20 protein-coding genes are annotated in these 18,404 nt (G+C 65.5%); 9 read left to right on the top strand and 11 right to left on the bottom strand.

The genetic code is table 11. The features are described from left to right. Positions 1-42 precede the first annotated feature (42 nt). The gene (locus MUU56_RS01195; RefSeq protein ID WP_244765529.1) at positions 43-450 is read left to right on the top strand and encodes a cupin domain-containing protein; all 408 of its coding nucleotides are present in this window, start codon (positions 43-45) and stop codon (positions 448-450) included. A gap of 327 nt (positions 451-777) precedes the next feature. On the opposite strand, the gene MUU56_RS01190 is transcribed toward MUU56_RS01195, so the two are convergent. Continuing rightward, entirely contained in the window at positions 778-1,407 is a 630-nt protein-coding gene (locus MUU56_RS01190) for a MarC family protein (RefSeq protein WP_244765528.1), read from the bottom strand. A gap of 242 nt (positions 1,408-1,649) precedes the next feature. Here MUU56_RS01190 and gyrA point away from each other — a divergent pair, with 242 nt between their 5' ends. After that, complete coding sequence (gene gyrA / locus MUU56_RS01185; protein WP_244765527.1) at positions 1,650-4,430, top strand: DNA gyrase subunit A; 2,781 nt, start codon at positions 1,650-1,652, stop codon at positions 4,428-4,430. 221 nt (positions 4,431-4,651) lie between these two features. On the opposite strand, the gene MUU56_RS01180 is transcribed toward gyrA, so the two are convergent. Beyond that, positions 4,652-4,798: a hypothetical protein gene (locus tag MUU56_RS01180; protein WP_244765526.1), complete on the bottom strand. Its 147-nt coding sequence runs from the start codon at positions 4,796-4,798 to the stop codon at positions 4,652-4,654. 13 nt (positions 4,799-4,811) lie between these two features. Beyond that, a complete protein-coding gene (locus MUU56_RS32630; RefSeq protein WP_256388514.1) occupies positions 4,812-4,937 on the bottom strand; it encodes a hypothetical protein in 126 nt (41 codons plus the stop codon). Between the two features lie 249 nt (positions 4,938-5,186). Between MUU56_RS32630 and coaD the strand changes: the two genes are divergently transcribed. From coaD to tgt, 6 genes are all read left to right on the top strand, one after another. Further along, entirely contained in the window at positions 5,187-5,681 is a 495-nt protein-coding gene (gene coaD, locus MUU56_RS01175; protein ID WP_244765525.1) for a pantetheine-phosphate adenylyltransferase, read from the top strand. Positions 5,682-5,714: 33 nt separating this feature from the next. After that, complete coding sequence (locus tag MUU56_RS01170) at positions 5,715-6,284, top strand: peptidylprolyl isomerase (RefSeq protein ID WP_244765524.1); 570 nt, start codon at positions 5,715-5,717, stop codon at positions 6,282-6,284. Between the two features lie 82 nt (positions 6,285-6,366). Further along, positions 6,367-6,882: a peptidylprolyl isomerase gene (locus MUU56_RS01165; protein ID WP_244765523.1), complete on the top strand. Its 516-nt coding sequence runs from the start codon at positions 6,367-6,369 to the stop codon at positions 6,880-6,882. 80 nt (positions 6,883-6,962) lie between these two features. Continuing rightward, entirely contained in the window at positions 6,963-7,412 is a 450-nt protein-coding gene (locus tag MUU56_RS01160; RefSeq protein ID WP_244765522.1) for a DMT family transporter, read from the top strand. Between the two features lie 8 nt (positions 7,413-7,420). Then, positions 7,421-8,488 carry a tRNA preQ1(34) S-adenosylmethionine ribosyltransferase-isomerase QueA gene (gene queA, locus MUU56_RS01155; RefSeq protein ID WP_244765521.1) on the top strand — a complete coding sequence of 356 codons (1,068 nt, stop codon included), beginning with the start codon at positions 7,421-7,423 and terminating at the stop codon, positions 8,486-8,488. Next, entirely contained in the window at positions 8,485-9,615 is a 1,131-nt protein-coding gene (tgt, locus tag MUU56_RS01150; RefSeq protein ID WP_244765520.1) for a tRNA guanosine(34) transglycosylase Tgt, read from the top strand. The genes queA and tgt overlap by 4 nt, the downstream gene beginning before the upstream one ends. Positions 9,616-9,639: 24 nt before the next feature. Here the strand turns inward: tgt and MUU56_RS01145 are convergent, their stop codons facing one another. After that, entirely contained in the window at positions 9,640-10,056 is a 417-nt protein-coding gene (locus MUU56_RS01145; RefSeq protein WP_244765519.1) for a DUF4864 domain-containing protein, read from the bottom strand. 213 nt (positions 10,057-10,269) lie between these two features. After that, a complete protein-coding gene (locus MUU56_RS01140) occupies positions 10,270-10,791 on the bottom strand; it encodes a GNAT family N-acetyltransferase (RefSeq protein ID WP_244765518.1) in 522 nt (173 codons plus the stop codon). Between the two features lie 391 nt (positions 10,792-11,182). Here MUU56_RS01140 and MUU56_RS01135 point away from each other — a divergent pair, with 391 nt between their 5' ends. Further along, positions 11,183-12,139: a phosphoribosylaminoimidazolesuccinocarboxamide synthase gene (locus MUU56_RS01135; protein WP_244765517.1), complete on the top strand. Its 957-nt coding sequence runs from the start codon at positions 11,183-11,185 to the stop codon at positions 12,137-12,139. Here MUU56_RS01135 and MUU56_RS01130 read toward each other — a convergent pair. The 6 genes from MUU56_RS01130 to MUU56_RS01105 all read right to left on the bottom strand — a co-directional run bounded on the left by MUU56_RS01130 (position 12,127) and on the right by MUU56_RS01105 (position 18,348). Next, positions 12,127-12,954 carry an MBL fold metallo-hydrolase gene (locus MUU56_RS01130; protein ID WP_244765516.1) on the bottom strand — a complete coding sequence of 276 codons (828 nt, stop codon included), beginning with the start codon at positions 12,952-12,954 and terminating at the stop codon, positions 12,127-12,129. The genes MUU56_RS01135 and MUU56_RS01130 overlap by 13 nt on opposite strands. A 2-nt stretch (positions 12,955-12,956) precedes the next feature. After that, positions 12,957-13,736 carry a TatD family hydrolase gene (locus tag MUU56_RS01125; RefSeq protein WP_244765515.1) on the bottom strand — a complete coding sequence of 260 codons (780 nt, stop codon included), beginning with the start codon at positions 13,734-13,736 and terminating at the stop codon, positions 12,957-12,959. Next, complete coding sequence (gene metG, locus MUU56_RS01120; protein ID WP_244765514.1) at positions 13,737-15,287, bottom strand: methionine--tRNA ligase; 1,551 nt, start codon at positions 15,285-15,287, stop codon at positions 13,737-13,739. It abuts the gene before it with no gap. 77 nt (positions 15,288-15,364) lie between these two features. Further along, positions 15,365-16,396 carry a DNA polymerase III subunit delta' gene (locus MUU56_RS01115; RefSeq protein WP_244765513.1) on the bottom strand — a complete coding sequence of 344 codons (1,032 nt, stop codon included), beginning with the start codon at positions 16,394-16,396 and terminating at the stop codon, positions 15,365-15,367. Then, positions 16,393-17,076 carry a dTMP kinase gene (gene tmk / locus MUU56_RS01110; RefSeq protein WP_244765512.1) on the bottom strand — a complete coding sequence of 228 codons (684 nt, stop codon included), beginning with the start codon at positions 17,074-17,076 and terminating at the stop codon, positions 16,393-16,395. Before tmk ends, MUU56_RS01115 begins: the two co-directional genes overlap by 4 nt. Before the next feature lie 108 nt (positions 17,077-17,184). Further along, complete coding sequence (locus MUU56_RS01105; RefSeq protein WP_244765511.1) at positions 17,185-18,348, bottom strand: D-alanyl-D-alanine carboxypeptidase family protein; 1,164 nt, start codon at positions 18,346-18,348, stop codon at positions 17,185-17,187. Positions 18,349-18,404: the final 56 nt, after the last annotated feature.

Genomic DNA, 18,404 nt, shown 5'->3' with positions numbered 1-18,404 from the left:
CGGGCGCTTTCGACGGGCAGGCATGCTGGGAAGGAAAGCGTCATGGACTTTGAAAAGACGGCCGCAGACGTGTTGTTCCTGCGGCCGGGCGAGGGACGCAGCTATCCGCTCGGCCGCATGAGCGCGGTCTTCAAGGCGGACCATGGCGAGACCGGGAATGCCTACAGCGTCTCCGAATGGTGGCTGGAGCCCGGTGCGGCCGGGCCGGGCGCCCATTCCCATGCGGACAATGTCGAACTTTTTTACGTGATCGCCGGTGTCGCCAGCATTCTGGCCGGCGAGGACTGGCTGGAGGCGCCGGCCGGCAGTTTCGTGCGCATTCCGGCGACCGTGATGCATGACTTCGAGAACCGAACGGACGAGCGCGTCGGGCTGCTCAACGTGTTCCTTCCCGGCGGTTTCGAGGAGAACATGCCGGCGATCGCAAAATGGTTCGCAGAAAACCCCTGACCGTCGGAAACCCCGTGCGAGGCGCCGGGCTGTGGTCTGTGAGGAAAGGCATTGTGCCTCCTCCTGCAAGAACCTCGCAGGCTTCTCTCGGGTGAGCCCAGGGCAATCGCCTTGGGAAGGAAACCGTCGCCCCATCCCCTTCTCCCCTGCGGAGAGAAGGTGCCGGCAGGCGGATGAGGGGGATGCCGAAGGCAAGAAAAAGCAAAGGATGCCCCGCATCGCCGCCTCATCCGACCCTTCAGGCCACCTGCTCCCCTCGGGGGAGAAGGGAAGAGCGATGACGTCGAATTTCCTGTGCGGTCGCCCCGCGGGCGAGCACGGCACCCCTCAGCCGATGAACACCGATTTCACGCCGTCCACCACGAACTGCACCGCCAGCGCGGCGAGGATGACGCCAAGCAGGCGCGTGAGGATGGCGCGGCCGGTCTTGCCGAGGAAGCGGTCGATGCGCTCGGCGATGACCAGCGACAGGAACAGGATGGCGATGCAGAGCGCGATGACGCCGATGAGGGCGCCGCGCTCGAGCGCTGAGGGGAAGGACCCCGAGGTGAGGATCGTCGCGGAGATCGCGCCGGGGCCGGCGATCAGCGGCAGGGCGAGCGGGAAGACGGCGATGTTGTGGATGTGATCGCGGGTGATCGCCACCTCGCTGGTCTTCTCCTTCCGCTCGTTGCGGCGCTCGAAGATCATCTCGAAGGCGATCCAGAACAGGAGCAGGCCGCCGGCGATGCGGAAGGCGCCGATGGAAATGCCGAGCAGCGAGAGCACGCCGGCGCCCGTCAGCGCGAAGACGGCGAGGATGCAGAAGGCGATGACGCAGCCGCGCAGCGCCACCTGCGTGCGCTGCGGGCGCGTCATGCCGACCGTGAGCCCCAGGAAGATCGGCGCCAGACCCGGCGGATCGATGGTCACGAGCAGGGTCGTGATCGCATTGACCAGAAGATCGATGTTGAGCATGTCAGGCGTTCCCCTCGCCGTTGCGCGGCCGATTTTTCCCGGCCTTGTCCGGCTATTGTTAGGGGAGGGCGCCGCGCAAGGGAAGGGCGGCCGGACCATCGCGCCGCTACGGCCATGAAAATGCGCAAATTGGCGGATTTTACTTGGAAAAGCCTGTTCAAAACCCTTGGCGAAATTGGCGCTCCCAGCGCCGGTAGGCTATAAAATTCCCTTCTGATTCTGAACAACGATCGTGACCGAAATTGACAGAGCAATCGACACCCGGCGGCAAGAACCCTCCCGGCATTGAGCCTATTTCCATCATCGAGGAAATGCAGCGGTCCTATCTCGATTACGCCATGAGCGTGATCGTGTCCCGCGCATTGCCCGATGTGCGCGACGGCCTGAAGCCCGTTCACCGGCGCATCCTCTACTCGATGAGCGAGATGGGCGTCGACTGGAACAAGAAATACGTGAAGTCGGCGCGCGTCACCGGTGACGTGATGGGTAAATACCATCCGCATGGCGACGCGGCGATCTACGATGCCCTGGCGCGCATGGCGCAGGACTGGTCGCTCCGCCTGCCGCTGATCGACGGCCAGGGCAATTTCGGTTCCATCGACGGCGACCCGCCGGCCGCCCAGCGTTATACGGAATGCCGCCTGGAAAAGGCCGCCCATTCCCTGCTCGACGACCTCGACAAGGAAACGGTCAACTTCCGCGACAACTACGACGGCACGATGAGCGAGCCGGTCGTCGTGCCGGCAAAGTTCCCGAACCTGCTGGTCAACGGCGCGGGCGGCATCGCCGTCGGCATGGCGACGAACATTCCGCCGCACAACCTCTCCGAAGTCATCAACGGCTGTATCGCGCTCATCGACAACCCGGCGATCGAGCTGCTCGAGCTGATGCAGCACATTCCGGGGCCGGACTTCCCGACCGGCGCGCTGATCCTCGGCCGCGCCGGCATCCGCCAGGCCTACGAGACCGGCCGCGGCTCCGTCATCATGCGCGGCCGCGCCCACATCGAGCCGATGCGCGGCGACCGCGAGCAGATCATCGTCACGGAAGTTCCCTTCCAGGTGAACAAGGCGTCGATGATCGAGAAGATGGCCGAGCTGGTGCGCGAAAAGCGCATCGAGGGCATCTCGGACCTGCGCGACGAATCCGACCGACAGGGCTACCGCGTCGTCATCGAGCTGAAGCGCGACGCCAATGCCGACGTCATCCTCAACCAGCTCTACCGCTACACGCCGCTGCAGACCTCCTTCGGCTGCAACATGGTGGCGCTGAACGGCGGCAAGCCGGAGCAGATGACGCTGCTCGACATGCTGCGCGCCTTCGTCGCCTTCCGCGAGGAGGTCGTCAGCCGCCGCACGAAATACCTCCTGCGCAAGGCGCGCGACCGCGCCCATGTCCTGGTGGGTCTCGCCATCGCCGTCGCCAATATCGACGAGGTGATCAACCTCATCCGCCGTGCGCCCGATCCGCAGACGGCGCGCGAGCAGCTGATGGAGCGCCGCTGGCCGGCCAAGGACGTCGACGCGCTGATCCGCCTCATCGATGATCCGCGCCACCGCATCAACGAGGACCTGACCTACAATCTCTCCGAAGAGCAGGCCCGCGCGATCCTCGAGCTGCGCCTCGCCCGCCTCACGGCCCTCGGCCGCGACGAGATCGACGAGGAACTCAACAAGATCGGCGAGGAGATCAAGGATTACCTCGATATCCTCTCCTCGCGCCTGCGCATGATGAACATCGTCAAGGAAGAGCTCATCGCCGTGCGCGAGGAGTTCGGCACGCCGCGCCGCACCGAGATCGCCGAGGGCGGCCCGGACATGGACGACGAGGATCTCATCGCCCGCGAGGACATGGTCGTCACCGTGTCGCATGCCGGTTACGTCAAGCGCGTGCCGCTCGCCACCTACCGCGCGCAGCGCCGCGGCGGCAAGGGCCGCTCCGGCATGGCGATGAAGGACGAGGATTTCGCGACCCGCCTCTTCGTCGCCAACACGCACACGCCGGTCCTGTTCTTCTCCTCGCGCGGCATCGTCTACAAGGAGAAGGTCTGGCGCCTGCCGATCGGCACGCCGCAGTCCAAGGGCAAGGCGCTGATCAACATGCTGCCGCTCACCCCCGGCGAGCGCATCACCACCATCATGCCGCTGCCCGAGGACGAGACGACGTGGGAAAACCTCGACGTCATGTTCTCGACGACCCGCGGCACGGTGCGCCGCAACAAGCTGTCCGACTTCGTCCAGGTCAACCGCAACGGCAAGATCGCGATGAAGCTGGAGGAAGAGGGCGACGAGATCCTCAATGTCGAGACCTGCACGGAGAACGACGACGTGCTGCTGACGACGGCGCTCGGCCAGTGCATCCGCTTCCCGGTCGATGACGTGCGCGTCTTCGCCGGCCGCAACTCGGTCGGCGTGCGCGGCATCTCGCTGGGCAGCGGCGACCGCATCATCTCGATGACGATCGTCAGCCATGTCGATGCCGAGCCGTGGGAGCGCGCCGCCTACCTGAAGCGTTCCGCCGCGGAACGCCGCGCCAGCGGCGTCGACGAGGAGGACATCGCGCTGGTCGGCGAGGAGGTCGGCGAAGTCGGCGACCTGTCCGAAGAGCGCTACCAGGACCTCAGGTCCCGCGAGCAGTTCGTGCTGACGGTGTCGCAGAAGGGTTTCGGCAAGCGGTCGTCCTCCTACGACTTCCGCACCTCCGGCCGCGGCGGCAAGGGCATCCGCGCCACCGACACCTCGAAGACCAGCGAGATCGGCGAACTCGTCGCCGCCTTCCCGGTCGAGGACAAGGACCAGCTCATGCTCGTCTCCGACGGCGGCCAGCTGATCCGCGTGCCGGTCGATGGCATCCGCATCGCCAGCCGCGCGACGAAGGGCGTCACCATCTTCTCCACCGCCAAGGACGAGAAGGTCGTCTCGGTCGAGCGCATCAGCGAGCCGGAAGGCGAGGACGAGGCGGACGGCAACGGCATCGAAGGCGAGATCGACGCCGGGGATGCAGCACCGCCCGCCGAGGAATAGGCCGGAAACGGTCCGGCCTTCGCAATCGAAACAAGAAGGGCCCTTTCCGGCAGTCACCGGAAAGGGCCCTTCTTCTTGAAACGGAAAAGCCGGACGGGCAGGGAACGACCGTCCGGCTTTTCAATTGTGCGGGCAGCCTGGAGGAAAGGCTACCCGCTCTGACGGCGGCATACGTGCTGCGGCATCCCGCGCCGGGGGCGCTGTGCCGCAGGGGGGCGTTCTCAGACGCCGAAGCCGCCTGCTTGGGTTTTCAGCTTGGCCGCCTTCAGGGCTGCGCGATCCCGTTTCAGTTCAAGGATCGTGCGCGCGAAGTCGAAGGTGAAGACGGTGCTGATGAAGATCGTGAAGAGGATGGTGAGCGCGGCCATGGTGCTATCCCGCTCAGCGCAGCCACTTGCCGCGGGCGGCGATTTTCGGCGTTGCCGGGCGATCCTCTTCCCGCAGCGCATGGATGGTCGCGGCGGTAAGGGCGATGAACATGGTCATGCAGAGTAGAGCGAGGGCCATTTTCGTGTTCCTTCAAGCCTAAGGAAACGCATTACTTGTTTCACTGTGTTGTGCCGGGAGAATGCGCGAGGGCGACCTTTGTTCCCGGCTCCGATGCTGCTATTTAGACATGGCCTGCCTGAAATGGTCTTGAACGGCCCGTTCATGCCGCGTTCATGTTCTTGGCAGGGGACAGCGCGGGCTGCGACAGGCCGCGCCCTTGCGGAAAGGGGCCGTCCGTGACAAAAGGCGGCAAACGGGACCCCGCCGATGACAGCTGCCTTCTACCCTGGCTCTTTCGATCCGATCACCAACGGCCATATCGACGTGCTCGTGCAGGCGCTGGACGTGGCGCCCAAGGTCATCGTCGCGATCGGCATCCATCCCGGCAAGACGCCGCTGTTCTCCTTTGAGGAGCGCGCGGACCTCATCCGCCAATCGATCGTCGAGGCGCTGCCGGCGCGGGCAGGGGATGTCAGCGTCGTTTCCTTTTCCAATCTCGTCGTCGATGCCGCGCGCGAGCACGGCGCGCGCCTCTTGATCCGCGGCCTGCGCGACGGCACGGATCTCGACTATGAAATGCAGATGGCCGGCATGAACCGCCAGATGGCGCCGGACGTGCAGACCGTCTTCCTGCCGGCGGGCGTCGCCTCGCGGCCCATTACCGCCACATTGGTCCGCCAGATCGCGGCCATGGGCGGCGATGTCAGTGCCTTCGTTCCGGCGCCCGTCTTCACGGCGCTGAAAGCCCGCAAGACGGGCTGAACCCATCATCCTGAACCCCCTTAGGGAGCTATCATGAACATCCTCCGTTTCGCCTTTGCAGGAGCCCTGTTCCTTGCGACCACCACGAGCGCCGTCGTTGCCCAGGCGGCCGAGTTCATCACGATCCAGCTCAAGGACGGGCCGGTCGTCGTCGAGCTGAACGACAAGGTCGCGCCCAAGCATGTCGAGCGCATCAAGGCGCTCGCCGCGGCCGGCGAATACGACAATGTCGCCTTCCACCGCGTGATCGAGGGCTTCATGGCGCAGACCGGCGACGTGCAGTTCGGCGACATGGAAGACGGCTTCCAGCCGGGCGCGGCCGGCACGGGCGGCTCCAGCCAGCCGGACCTGCCGCAGGAATTCTCCGACGTGCCCTTCGAGCGCGGCACGGTCGGCATGGCCCGTTCGCAGGACCCGAACTCGGCCAACTCGCAGTTCTTCATCATGTTCGCCCCGGGCGACTTCCTGAACGGCCAGTACACGGTCGTCGGCAAGGTCGTTTCCGGCATGGAGAACGTCGACAAGATCAAGCGCGGCGACGAGGCCAGCAATGGCGCGGTCACCGATCCCGACCGGATGATCAAGGTCACCGTCGGCAAGTAATTCACTTTTCGGTGTGTCGCCTGTTGCAATTAAGGAACGGCGACACACCTTTTGCGCAACATGCCTTTGAAGGAGAAAGACCATGGCCGAGATCAAGGATCCGGAAAACACCATCATCATGGAGACCACGAAGGGCAAGGTGGTCATCCAGCTGCTTCCGGATCTCGCGCCGGGCCACGTCGCGCGCATCAAGGAACTGACGCGCGAGGGTGCCTATGACGGCGTCGTCTTCCACCGCGTGATCGAGGACTTCATGGCCCAGACCGGCGACGTGCAGTACGGCAAGACCGGCGGCAAGGACTTCAACCCGGCCCGCGCCGGCATGGGCGGCTCGGAAAAGCCGGACCTCAAGGCCGAGTTCTCCAACATGAGCCATGTGCGCGGCACCTGCTCCATGGCCCGCAGCCAGATGCCGAACTCGGCCAACTCGCAGTTCTTCATCTGCTTTACCGACGCCCCCTGGCTCAACAAGCAGTATTCCGTCTGGGGCCAGGTCGTCGAAGGCATGGAAAACATCGACAAGATCAAGCGCGGCGAGCCGGTGCGCGATCCCGACACCATCGTCTCGATGAAGGTTGCCGCCGACGCGGCCGCCTGATAGAGAACCTTTCGTTTTCGACCGCGCTCGCCCCGGCGGGCGCGGTTTTTCTTTGTGCGCTTTTCAAGAGACAAGTCGATATGGCTGCTTTCCTCTGGGCGCTGCTCGGCATTGCGGCGGGCGCGTGCATCGCCATCCAGGCTCCCATCAATGCCTTGCTCGGCCGCGGGCTCGGCATGCCGGTCGCCGCCGCCTGCGTCTCGTTCTTCGCGGGCGCGCTCGTCCTCGCCCTCGTCGTTCTCGTCACCGCCGCCGCCGAGGGCCGGGCACCGGACTGGCGCGGGGCGGATGCCTGGCTCTATTTTGCCGGCGGCGCGCTTGGCACGGTCTATGTGACGACCGCCATCTTCCTGACGCCGCGCATCGGCGCCGCCGCCGTCATGGCCTTCGCCGTTTCCGGCCAGCTCATGGCCGGCATCCTGCTCGACCGCATCGGCTTTCTCGGCATGGCCGTGCGCGAGATTTCCCTCGGCCGTATCGCGGGGGCCTTGCTGCTCGTCGCCGGCGCGCTGCTGATCCGCTTGTACTGAGGCCCGGCATGCGCGTCGACCTCTTCGATTTCGATCTTCCGGAAGAAAACATCGCGCTGCGCCCGGTGAGCCCACGCGAGGCGGCAAGGCTGCTCGTCGTGCGCCCGGGGCAGGAGACGCCCTACGCGGACCGCACCGTCGGCGACCTGCCGTCGCTGCTGCGCGCCGGCGATGCGCTGGTCTTCAACGACACGCGCGTCATCCCCGCCCAGCTCGAGGGCATCCGCCATCGCGAGGGCGCTGGTGGCCAGAAGGTGTCCGCGACGCTGCACATGCGCATCGCCGGCGACCGCTGGAAGGCTTTTGCGAGGCCCGGCAAGCGCATCAAGCGCGGCGACCGCATCGTCTTCGGCGCGGCGGAGGCGCTTTCGGCGACCGTCGAAGAGAAAGGCGAGGGCGGGGAGGTCACCCTGCATTTCGACGCCTCCGGTCCCGATCTCGACCGCGCCATCGCCGCCGTCGGCCATATCCCGCTGCCGCCCTACATCGCCTCCAAGCGCGCGGACGACGAGGCGGACCGCCGCGACTACCAGACGATCTACGCGCGCGAGGAGGGTGCCGTCGCGGCGCCGACGGCCGGCCTGCACTTCACCGACGCCCTCTTCGAAAAACTCGACGCGCTCGGCGTCGAGCGGCATTTCGTGACGCTGCATGTCGGCGCCGGCACCTTCCTGCCCGTGAAGGCCGACGACACGACCGACCACGTCATGCACGAGGAGATCGGCCATGTGTCCGCGGAGACGGCCGCCGCGCTCAACACTGTGCGGGCGAGGGGCGGGCGCATCGTCTCCGTCGGCACCACCTCGCTGCGCCTCCTCGAAAGCGCCGCCGACGAAGACGGCACGATCAAGCCCTGGTCCGGCGCGACGGGCATCTTCATCACGCCCGGCTACCGCTTCCGCACGGCCGACATGCTGATGACCAATTTCCACCTGCCGAAATCGACGCTCTTCATGCTCGTCTCCGCCTTTTCGGGCCTGGAGACGATGCGCGGCGCCTATGCCCATGCGATCGCCACCGGCTACCGCTTCTATTCCTACGGCGACTCCAGCCTGCTTTTCCGGAACGACCGATGACCGAAACCTTCCAGTTCAAACTGCTTGCGACCGACGGCAAGGCGCGCCGCGGCGAGGTCTCCATGCCGCGCGGCGTAATCCGCACGCCGGCCTTCATGCCGGTCGGCACGGTGGGCACCGTCAAGGCGATGTATCTCGATCAGGTGCGCGACCTCGGTGCGGACATCATCCTCGGCAACACCTATCACCTGATGCTGCGCCCCGGTCCGGAGCGCGTCGCGCGCCTCGGCGGCCTGCACGAGCTCATCCGCTGGCCGCACCCGATCCTCACCGATTCGGGCGGCTTCCAGGTCATGTCGCTCGCGGGCCTGCGCAAGCTCGACGAACAGGGCGTCACCTTCAAGAGCCATGTCGACGGCGCGCTGCACCACATGTCGCCGGAGCGCTCGATCGAGATCCAGGGCCTGCTCGACAGCGACATCCAGATGCAGCTCGACGAATGCGTGGCGCTGCCGGCCTCGCCGAAGGAAATCGAGCGCGCCATGGAAATGTCGCTGCGCTGGGCCGAGCGCTGCAAGGTGGCCTTCGGCGACCAGCCGGGCAAGGCGATGTTCGGCATTGTGCAGGGCGGCGACATCCCGCACCTGCGCGTCCGCTCCGCGCAGGCGCTCGCCGAGTTGAACCTCAAGGGCTACGCCATCGGCGGCCTTGCCGTCGGTGAGCCGCAGGAGGTCATGCTCGACATGATCGACACGACCGTGCCGCACATGCCGACCGAAAAGCCGCGCTACCTGATGGGCGTCGGCACGCCCGACGACATCCTGAAATCCGTCGCCCGCGGCATCGACATGTTCGACTGCGTGATGCCGACCCGTTCCGGCCGCCATGGCCTCGCCTTCACACGCCGCGGCCGCATCAACCTGCGCAATGCGCGCCACGCCGAGGACATGCGCCCGCTCGACGAGGAATCGACGTGCCCGGCGGCGCGCGACTATTCGCGCGCCTATCTGCACCACCTCATCCGCGCCAACGAATCGCTCGGCGGCATGCTGCTCACCTGGAACAACCTCTCCTACTACCAGGACCTGATGGCCGGCATCCGCAAGGCGATCCAGGAGGGGCGTTTTGCCGATTTCATGGTGGAGACGCAGGAGAACTGGGCGAGGGGCGATCTCGCCCCTCTCTGAGGGCGTGTTCCGCGCTTGGATTGCTCAGATCTGCGGCCCCGGCGCGGTGCGCACCATGTGCACGCCGTTGATCTTGTAGCTGCCGTCCGGCTGCTTCACGACCTGGTAGAGCGCCGTCCAGTCCTTGCCGTCCTGCCCTGAGATCAGCACCTCCTGCACCACCGTGTCATCCGCGACCTTGAAGCGGCCGAAGGCAAAATTGCCCGGGCGGTAGACCGGCGCGTAACCCTTCTTCACCATGTCGAAGAAGGCGTCCTCGGTTGGAAACTTCCCGCGGATGGTCGGCGAGGCGAAGGAATAGGCGGTCTTCGCGTCGTCGTTCAGGAAGGCGGTTATCTGGCCCTGGATGATACCCTGTACGGTATCGACGGGTTCTTCCGCCCGGGCATTTGAGAGCGGGGACAGCGAAACGCAAAGGAACACGGCGGCAAGCATTTTCATGGCGCACACTCCTTTTCGGACGAAGCTAGAATAGCATGGACGCCTGAAAAGAACCGCCATGCGGAAGGGCGCGCTGATTGCCGGGGAAGATATGCATGAATTTCGTTATAGAACAGAATGTTGCTGAATAAAGATAAAGTATGAATTTAACATCACTTGTTTGTGATATATCGGGGTGTTCCATGGCTGCGCGGCGGCTGGCGGCGCGAACGCCTATGCCTTCCGGAGGACGACGATGTCGCTTCCCTGATAGATCGAGCGGGCGAATTCGCGGAACCCGTGCCGCTCGGCAAGCCGGATGGAGGCCGTGTTTGCAGGGTCGATGATGCAGGTCACCGGCAGGCCGCCGTGGTTCGCCTCCGCCCAGGGCAGCATCGCATCCAGCGCCTCGCTGGCATAGCCGCGGCCATGGAAGCCCGGGAGCAGGCCCCAGCCGGCTTCCAGCGTGTCTTCGATGCTGGGCGTCATCTCGCGGCGCATCTCATGGAAGCCGGCTTCGCCGATGAGCTGGCCGGACGCCTTGTCCGTGACCGCCCAGAAGCCGAAGTTCATGACGCTCCACATGCCGATATGGCGCAGCAGGCGGATCCACGACTGTTCGCGAGACAGCGGCACGCCGCCGATGTAGCGCACGACTTCGGGCATCGTCCACATCGCGGTCATGGCGTCGAGATCGTCCGGGCGAAAGCCGCGCAGGACGAGACGGTCGGTTTCAAGCACAGGGATGTCGGGCATCGGGATCGTGGCGGAGGCTGGAAGATGTGGCGATCTGGGGAATGGACGTCGGCTTCGATCGGGAAAGCCGCTGGCCGGGATTCGGGATATTCTACTACGAATTGTTCGGGACCGTCGATATCGCGTGAACGAAAGTGGTTGTGATCGGCGCGGGCGAGACGCGCCCGGCATCGCGGGACGACGTTTTAATGCGAAGGCATTGAATTCATGGGCGTGCCATAGCCCACAGGGGGCGTATCTTCCCGTATCCACAAATCACATAATATAGATTATGGAACCAATCATTGTCCGCAAAGACCCAAACCCTCTGGAAATCCGGTTTCCGCCTTGACCCTTCACCACCCGTGGCCTTAAGCGAAACGGCAGACGAAACCAACAGCGAAAGCCCGCCATGATGAGCGATTTGCGCATTCTCTCCGACGCCCATATCCCGGAACTGCCCAACCGCTACAACGGCAAGGTCCGCGAGAACTACGACCTTGCGGACGGCAGCCGCGTCATCATCGCGACGGACCGGCTCAGCGCCTTCGACGTCATCCTCACCGCCATTCCCTTCAAGGGCCAGGTTCTCACCCAGACGGCGCGCTACTGGTTCGAGGAAACCGCCGACATCTGCCCGAACCACGTCATTTCCTATCCGGACCCGAACGTCGTCATCGGCACGCGGCTCGACATCCTGCCGGTCGAGATCGTCGTGCGCGGCTATCTCGCCGGCACGACCAGCACCTCGATCCTGACGAAATATCGCAAGGGCGAGCGCGAAATGTACGGCATCACGCTGCCGGATGGCCTGAAGGACAACGAGAAGCTGCCCGAGCCGATCATCACGCCGACCAGCAAGGCCTTCGACGGCGGTCACGACGAACCGCTTTCCGGCGCGGAAATCCTTGAGCAAGGCCTGCTGACGCCCGCGCAATGGGAAACGGTGTCGCGCTATGCGCTGGCGCTCTTTGCGCGCGGACAGGCCCGTGCGGCCGAACGCGGGCTGATCCTCGTCGATACCAAATACGAGTTCGGCACGGACAAGGACGGCCGCATCGTGCTGGCCGACGAGATCCACACGCCGGATTCGAGCCGCTACTGGATCGCCGACAGCTACGAGCAGAGTTTCGCCACGGGTGGCCGCCCGGCGAGCTTCGACAAGGATTTCGTGCGTGCCTGGGTCACCGAGCGCTGCGATCCCTACAAGGATCCGATCCCGGAAATCCCGCGCGCGCTCGTCGAGCAGACCTCGAAGGTCTATATCCAGGCCTACGAGCAGATCACCGGCAAGACCTTCGTGCCCGACCTCTCGGGCGCGACGGTGCTGGAGCGGATCCGTAACAACCTGAAACCCTATTTCGCCTGATCGTCCGGAAGTTCGATCTCGAAGCTGAGCCCGTCAAACGCCGGTTCCACATGGTCCGGCGTTTCTCTTTGCACCGTGTCGTAATCGAGCGGCACGTGCATATGGGTCAGGATGGCGCGTGCCGGCTTCAGCCGCTCGATCCATTCCAGCGCCTGGCTGAGCGACAGATGGCTGGAATGGTAGCGGTATTGCAGGGCATCGACGATCAGCACGTCGAGGTGTTCGAGCCGCGCGACCGTCTCGTCCGGGAAGTCGCTGATATCGCTGCAGTAAGCGACATTGCCGATGCGGAAGCCGAGCGAATGGATGGAGCCGTGTACCTGGAGGAGGGGCTGGAAGGTGATCGCGCCTCCTCGCCCGCCGATCGTCAACGGCGCATCCATCGGCTCGATCAGGTTTTCCGTCACGATGGGCGGATACATGCTGCCCGGCGGCGTCTTCAGGCAGTAGCCGAACCCCTCGCGGATGCGCTCCATCGTCACCGGATCGGCCCAGATCGGCACCTGCTTGTGGTTCTGCAGCACAAAGCCGCGGATATCGTCGATGCCGTGGATATGGTCGGCATGGGCATGGGTGTAGAGCACCGCGTCGATGCCTTCCACGCCCGCGGCGATCATCTGCATGCGGAAGTCCGGCCCCGTATCGATGACGACGGTGGTCCTGCCTCCCGGGCCGACCTGCTCGACGAGGAAGGCGGCGCGGCTGCGGCGGTTCTTCGGATTGGCGGGATCGCAGGCGCCCCAGTCGCCGGTGATGCGCGGCACGCCGGGCGAGGAGCCGCAGCCGAGGATGGTGAAGCGCCGCGTCGTGGCCACGGTTACACCCGCGGCATCTTCGAGAAGATGCGGAAGGCGTTTTCGGTGGTGATGCGGGCGATCTCGTCCTCGCTGACGCCGACGGTCTCCGCCAGCACGGCGGCGGTGTGCGCCACATAGGCCGGCTCGTTGCGTTTTCCCCGATAGGGTTTCGGCGCGAGGTAGGGTGCGTCGGTCTCGACCAGCATGCGCTCCGGCGGCACGGTTTTCGCGATCTCGCGCAACTCTTCCGATTTCGGGAAGGTCAGGATGCCGGAGAAGGAAACGTAGCCGCCGAGATCGACGCCGGTGCGGGCAAGCTCCGGCCCGGAGGAGAAGCAGTGCAGCAGGAAGGGAAAGGCCCCCTTCCCCGTTTCCTCGGTCAGGATCGCCGCCATGTCCTCGTCCGCCGAGCGGCTGTGGATGACCAGCGGCAGGCCGGTTTCCCGCGCGGCGGCAATGTGGTTGCGAAGGCCGATGGCCTGCGCCTCGCGCGGTGCGTTGTCGTAGAAATAGTCGAGCCCCGCCTCGCCGATCGCCACGACGCGCGGGTGCTTCGAGAGTTCGACCAGCTCCGAGACCGGAATGTCGAGCTCCTCGTCCGCATTGTGCGGATGGGTGCCGACCGAGCAGAAGACGGACGGGTATTTTTCCGCGATCGCCAGGATCGCGGGGAATTTCTTCACCCGCGTCGAGATGGTGATCATCTGCGTCACCCCGGCCGCGTGCGCCCGCGCGACGATAGCGTCGCGCTCCGCTTCGAAGTCGGGGAAATCCAGATGGCAATGGGTATCGATCAGCATTTACGCCTCGGGCGCGACGTAACGCGGGAAGACCGGGGTGGGCGCTTCCAGCGGCGTGCCGCTGACGAGGCGGCCGGCTTCGCCGAGCGCCGCGAAATCGCGCTTTTCGACGGGCGCGGCAACGAGATCGAGCAGCTTGCGGCCGGATTTCGGCATGAAGGGCTGGAGCAGGATCGCGATCTGCCGCACGACTTCCGCCGTCACGTAGAGCACGGTGCCCATGCGGACCGGGTCGGTCTTCTTCAGCGCCCAGGGCGCTTCGCCGGCGAAATAGCGGTCGGCCTCGGAGACGACGGCGATGATCGCCGCGAGCGCCTTGTGGATCTGCTGCCTGCCCATCTCCTCGCGGGTGATGGCGTGCAGCGCATCGACGGAGGCGAGCATCGCCCGGTCGGCGTCGGAAAGGTCGCCGCACTCCGGCACCTTGCCGTCGCAGTTCTTGACGATCATCGACAGCGAGCGGCTGGCGAGGTTGCCGATGCCGTTGGCGAGGTCCGAGTTGATGCGGGTCGCGATGCCCTCCTCGCTGTAGCTGCCGTCCTGGCCGAAGGAGACTTCGCGCAGGAAGAAGTAGCGGATCGGGTCGAGGCCGAAATGGTTGACGAGGTTGACCGGATCGACCACGTTGCCGAGCGACTTCGACATCTTCTCGCCCTTGTTGAGCAGGAAGCCGTGGGCGAAGACGCGGCCCGGCAGCGGCAGGCCGGCAGACATGAGGAAGGCCGGCCAGTAGACGGCATGGAAGCGGATGATATCCTTGCCGATGACATGGATGTTCGCCGGCCAGTATTTTGCACGCGGGCCATCCGGATCGGTGAGATAGCCGGTCGCGGTGACGTAGTTGGTCAGCGCGTCGACCCAGACATACATGACATGCGCCGGGTCGTCCGGAACCGGGATGCCCCAGTCGAAGGTGGTGCGCGAGACCGACAGGTCCTTGAGGCCGGACTTGACGAAGGAGATCACCTCGTTGCGGCGCTCGGCCGGGCCGATGAAGTCCGGATTGTCCTCGTAATGCTTCAGCAGCCTGTCCTGGTAGGCGGAGAGGCGGAAGAAGTAGCTCTCCTCCTCCACCCATTCGACGGGCGTGCCCTGCGGGCCGTAGCGCACGCCGTCGTCGCGCGTCTCCGTCTCGTTTTCCTGGTAATAGGCCTCGTCGCGCACGGAATACCAGCCGGCATAACCGCCCTTGTAGATGTCGCCATTGGCGGCCATGCGGCGCCAGATCTCGGCGCAGGCCTCGTAGTGGCGCTCTTCCGTCGTGCGGATGAAGTCATCGTTCGACGCATTAAGAAGAACGGCCATATCCTTGAATTCTTTAGAATTCCTATCGGCAAGCTCGCGCGGAGAAATGCCTTCCTTGCGCGCCGTCTGCTGCATCTTCTGGCCATGCTCGTCCGTACCGGTCAGGAAGAACACGTCGCGCCCGTCCAGCCGCTGGTAGCGCGCCATGGCATCCGTCGCGATCAGCTCGTAGGCATGGCCGATATGCGGCTTGCCGTTCGGATAGGAAATGGCGGTCGTGATGTAGAAACGGGACGTATCGGTCATGGCAGCGTTCTGTCTTCGGTTGTGCAATGCCGCAAGGTATTAGACCATGCGGGCGGCAAGGGAAACAGCAAGTTCGCTTAAAGCGCGGCGCGGATGTCGTCGAGCACGGTGATGATCGTCTGCTTGCGATCGAGATTGTAGCCTTGCGCTATGGCGATGCGCTCGCCGAGCTGCGAGGAGAGGTGGGCGAGGCGGTCGGCGCGGGCGAGGTCACCGGAAAGGGCGGCGTTGCGGGCTGCATCCGTCACGAAATCGGTGGCGTGCTGGCAGAAGAAGGAGAAGACCGTGTCGCTGTCCTTCGCCGAAAGCACGTCGGCGAGCTTGTGCACGTCGCGGCGCGGCGGCTCGGTCGGCGCCTCGACGATGGCGCGGAAGGCCTCCACGATGTCGAAGCCGCCGTAATTGGTGAGCTTCAGCGCTTCGGAGACGCTGCCATGGGCGGCGGCAAGCACCTCCCCTGCCCGTGGGCCGGCGGGCGATGCGCCGAGGCTGTCGAGGGCGGCGGCGAGATCGTCCTGCGACAGCGGCGACAGCGCCAGCGGCAGGCAGCGCGAGCGGATGGTCGGCAGGAGCTTTCCGGGAGCGTGCGTGAGCACGAGGAAGAGAGAGCGCTTCGGCGGTTCTTCCAGGATCTTCAGGATGGCGTTGGCGGCGTTGCGGTTGAGGTCGTCGGCGGGATCGATGATGACGATGCGCCAGTTGCCGGTGCCCGATGTCTGCGCCAGGAACTTTCCGGCCTTGCGCACCTCGTCGACCGTGATGAAGGCCTTCACCTTGCCGGTCTTCTCGTCCACCGGGCGGGTGAGATGCAGGAGATTGTGCGAGGCGCCGGCGGCAAGCTGGCGCGTGACCGGCGAGGCGGGCGACGGATCGGCGATCGTCTCCGGCGCCTCGGCGGGTTCGGGATGGTGGAGAACGTGGTTGGCGAAGCGGAAGGCGAGCGTCGCCTTGCCGATGCCGTTCGGCCCCTCGATCAGGATGGCGTGATGCCCCTTGCCGGAGCGATAGGAGCGCGCGAGGAAAGCCTCCGCCTCGGCATGGCCGAAGAGTTTCGCCTGCTCGGCGGGATGCACCGCGCCGTCGAGAATGCCGGGCCGCTCCTCGCTCACGAGACGTGCTCCGGATCCAGCCGGCCGTGGGCGGTGATGGGCAGCAGCGGCTCGACAAGGGCGAGCACCTCGGCGGCGATGGCGTCCTGGGCCTGCGTCGCATCCACCACGCGGCAGCGCAGCGGCTCGCGCTCGGCGATGTCGAGAAAGGCCTCGCGGCGCTTTTCGTGGGTCTCCAGCTCTTCCTTCTCGAAGCGGTCGGGCGCCTCGCTCTCGCCCGCGCCGCGCTTGCGGGCGCGCTCCAGGCCGATGGCGGCGGGCAGGTCGAAGATGATCGTGCAATCGGGCACGACGCCGTTGACGGCAACGCGCTCCAGCGCCTCGATGAAGGGCTGTTCGAGATTGCCGGTGATGCCCTGGTAGACGCGCGAGGAATCCATGAAGCGATCGCACAGCACGACCGTGCCGGCGGCCAGCGCCGGACGGATGACCTCCTCGACATGGTCGCTGCGCGCGGCGGCGAAGAGCATCGCCTCCATGCGGATGCCATAGGGTTCGGCGGCGCCCGAGAGGAGGACGTGGCGCACCGCCTCCGCGCCCTTGGAGCCGCCCGGCTCGCGCGTCATCAGCACGGTGAGGCCGCGCGCGCGCAACGCGTCGGCCAGAAGCCGGATCTGCGTCGACTTTCCGGCGCCCTCGCCGCCCTCGAACGTGACAAACAAACCCGGTGCGGCCGACAAATCCTGTTTCCGTTATTACGCGCGATATCCGGCAGGGCCGGGATGACTCGGGACACTACTAACCCATGTTTCCGGCCGGCGAAACGCTTTTCGCCCTGCTCCACCCCGTCAGATCCAGAAGAAGAACAGTTCGATCAGCGCATCGAGCGCGCGGGCGCGCAACGTGCCGACGCCCACGCTTCCCGCGGTCTCCACCGGCACCTCGCGCAGGAGCTGCTTGTCGTTCCAGATCTTCAGCGTGCCGACCGCCTGCCCCGGCGTCACCGGCGCGCGCACCGGCCAGTTGTAGACGACGCGCGCGACGAGGCGCTGCGAATTGTCCTTCGGCAGGAAGACGTCGACCTGCTCGCCCGCGACCAGCGGCACCGTCGAGGCGTCGCCGCCATAGACGCTGGCATCGGCGATCGCTTCGCCCTCCTTGAACAGCGTGCGGCGTTCGAAGGAGGAGAGCGCCCATTCGATGATGCGGCGGGATTCGTCGATACGCGCCTTGTCGCTCTCCATGCCGCCCATGGCGAGCACGAGGTGCTTGCCGTCTCGGTTGACCGCCGCGACGATGGAGTAGCCGCCCTCCTCCGAAAACCCGGTGACGAAGCCGGTGACGCCGATATTGAGCGCCAAGAGCGGGTTGCGGTTGCGCTGCTTGATCTTGTTCCACTCGAATTCCGGCTCGAGATAGTAGCGCATGTGCTGCGGATAGCGCGTCTGGAGGTGCCGGGCGAGTGCCACCATCTCGCGCATCGTCACCGTGTTGCCGGGGTTCGGCAGGCCGGTCGCGTTGGCGAAGCTCGATTTTTCGAGGCCGAGCGCCCGCGCCTCCGCCGTCATCCGCTCGGCAAAGGCCGTCTCCGAGCCGGCAAGGCCTTCGGCGAGGACGATGCAGGCATCGTTGGCGAACTGCACCGTGACGCCGCGGATGAGGTCTTCCACGCGCGGCGTCGATTTCAGGGCGGCGAACATGGTGGAGGTGCGCGACGGCGCCCCGCCGGTGCGCCAGGCATATTCGGTGACGGGATAGGTCGTATCGAGCGTCGTCTCGCCGCTTGCGAGCGCCTTGAAGACGCTCGCCATGGTCATCAGCTTGGCGAGCGAGGCGGCCGGCACCGCCTCGTCTTCGGCGCGTGCGAACAGCACCGTGCCGGTTTCCGCCTCGATGAGGTAGACCTGCTTCGCCTTGACGTCGAAACCGGCCTGCGGCGCGGCCGACTGGGCGAACGCAAGGCTTGCGACGGACAGCAGGAGGATAAGGGCGGCGAAAAGGCGGCGATGCATGGCGACTCCGGATGCCGTCACACTCCCACAGCCGCCCGCATGGCGCAAACGGCTTC

Origin of the sequence: Shinella yambaruensis (assembly GCF_022899355.1) — a bacterium.
In the GTDB taxonomy this organism is placed as follows: Bacteria; Pseudomonadota; Alphaproteobacteria; order Rhizobiales; family Rhizobiaceae; genus Shinella; species Shinella yambaruensis.
This window is presented reverse-complemented; position numbering and strand designations above follow the sequence as displayed.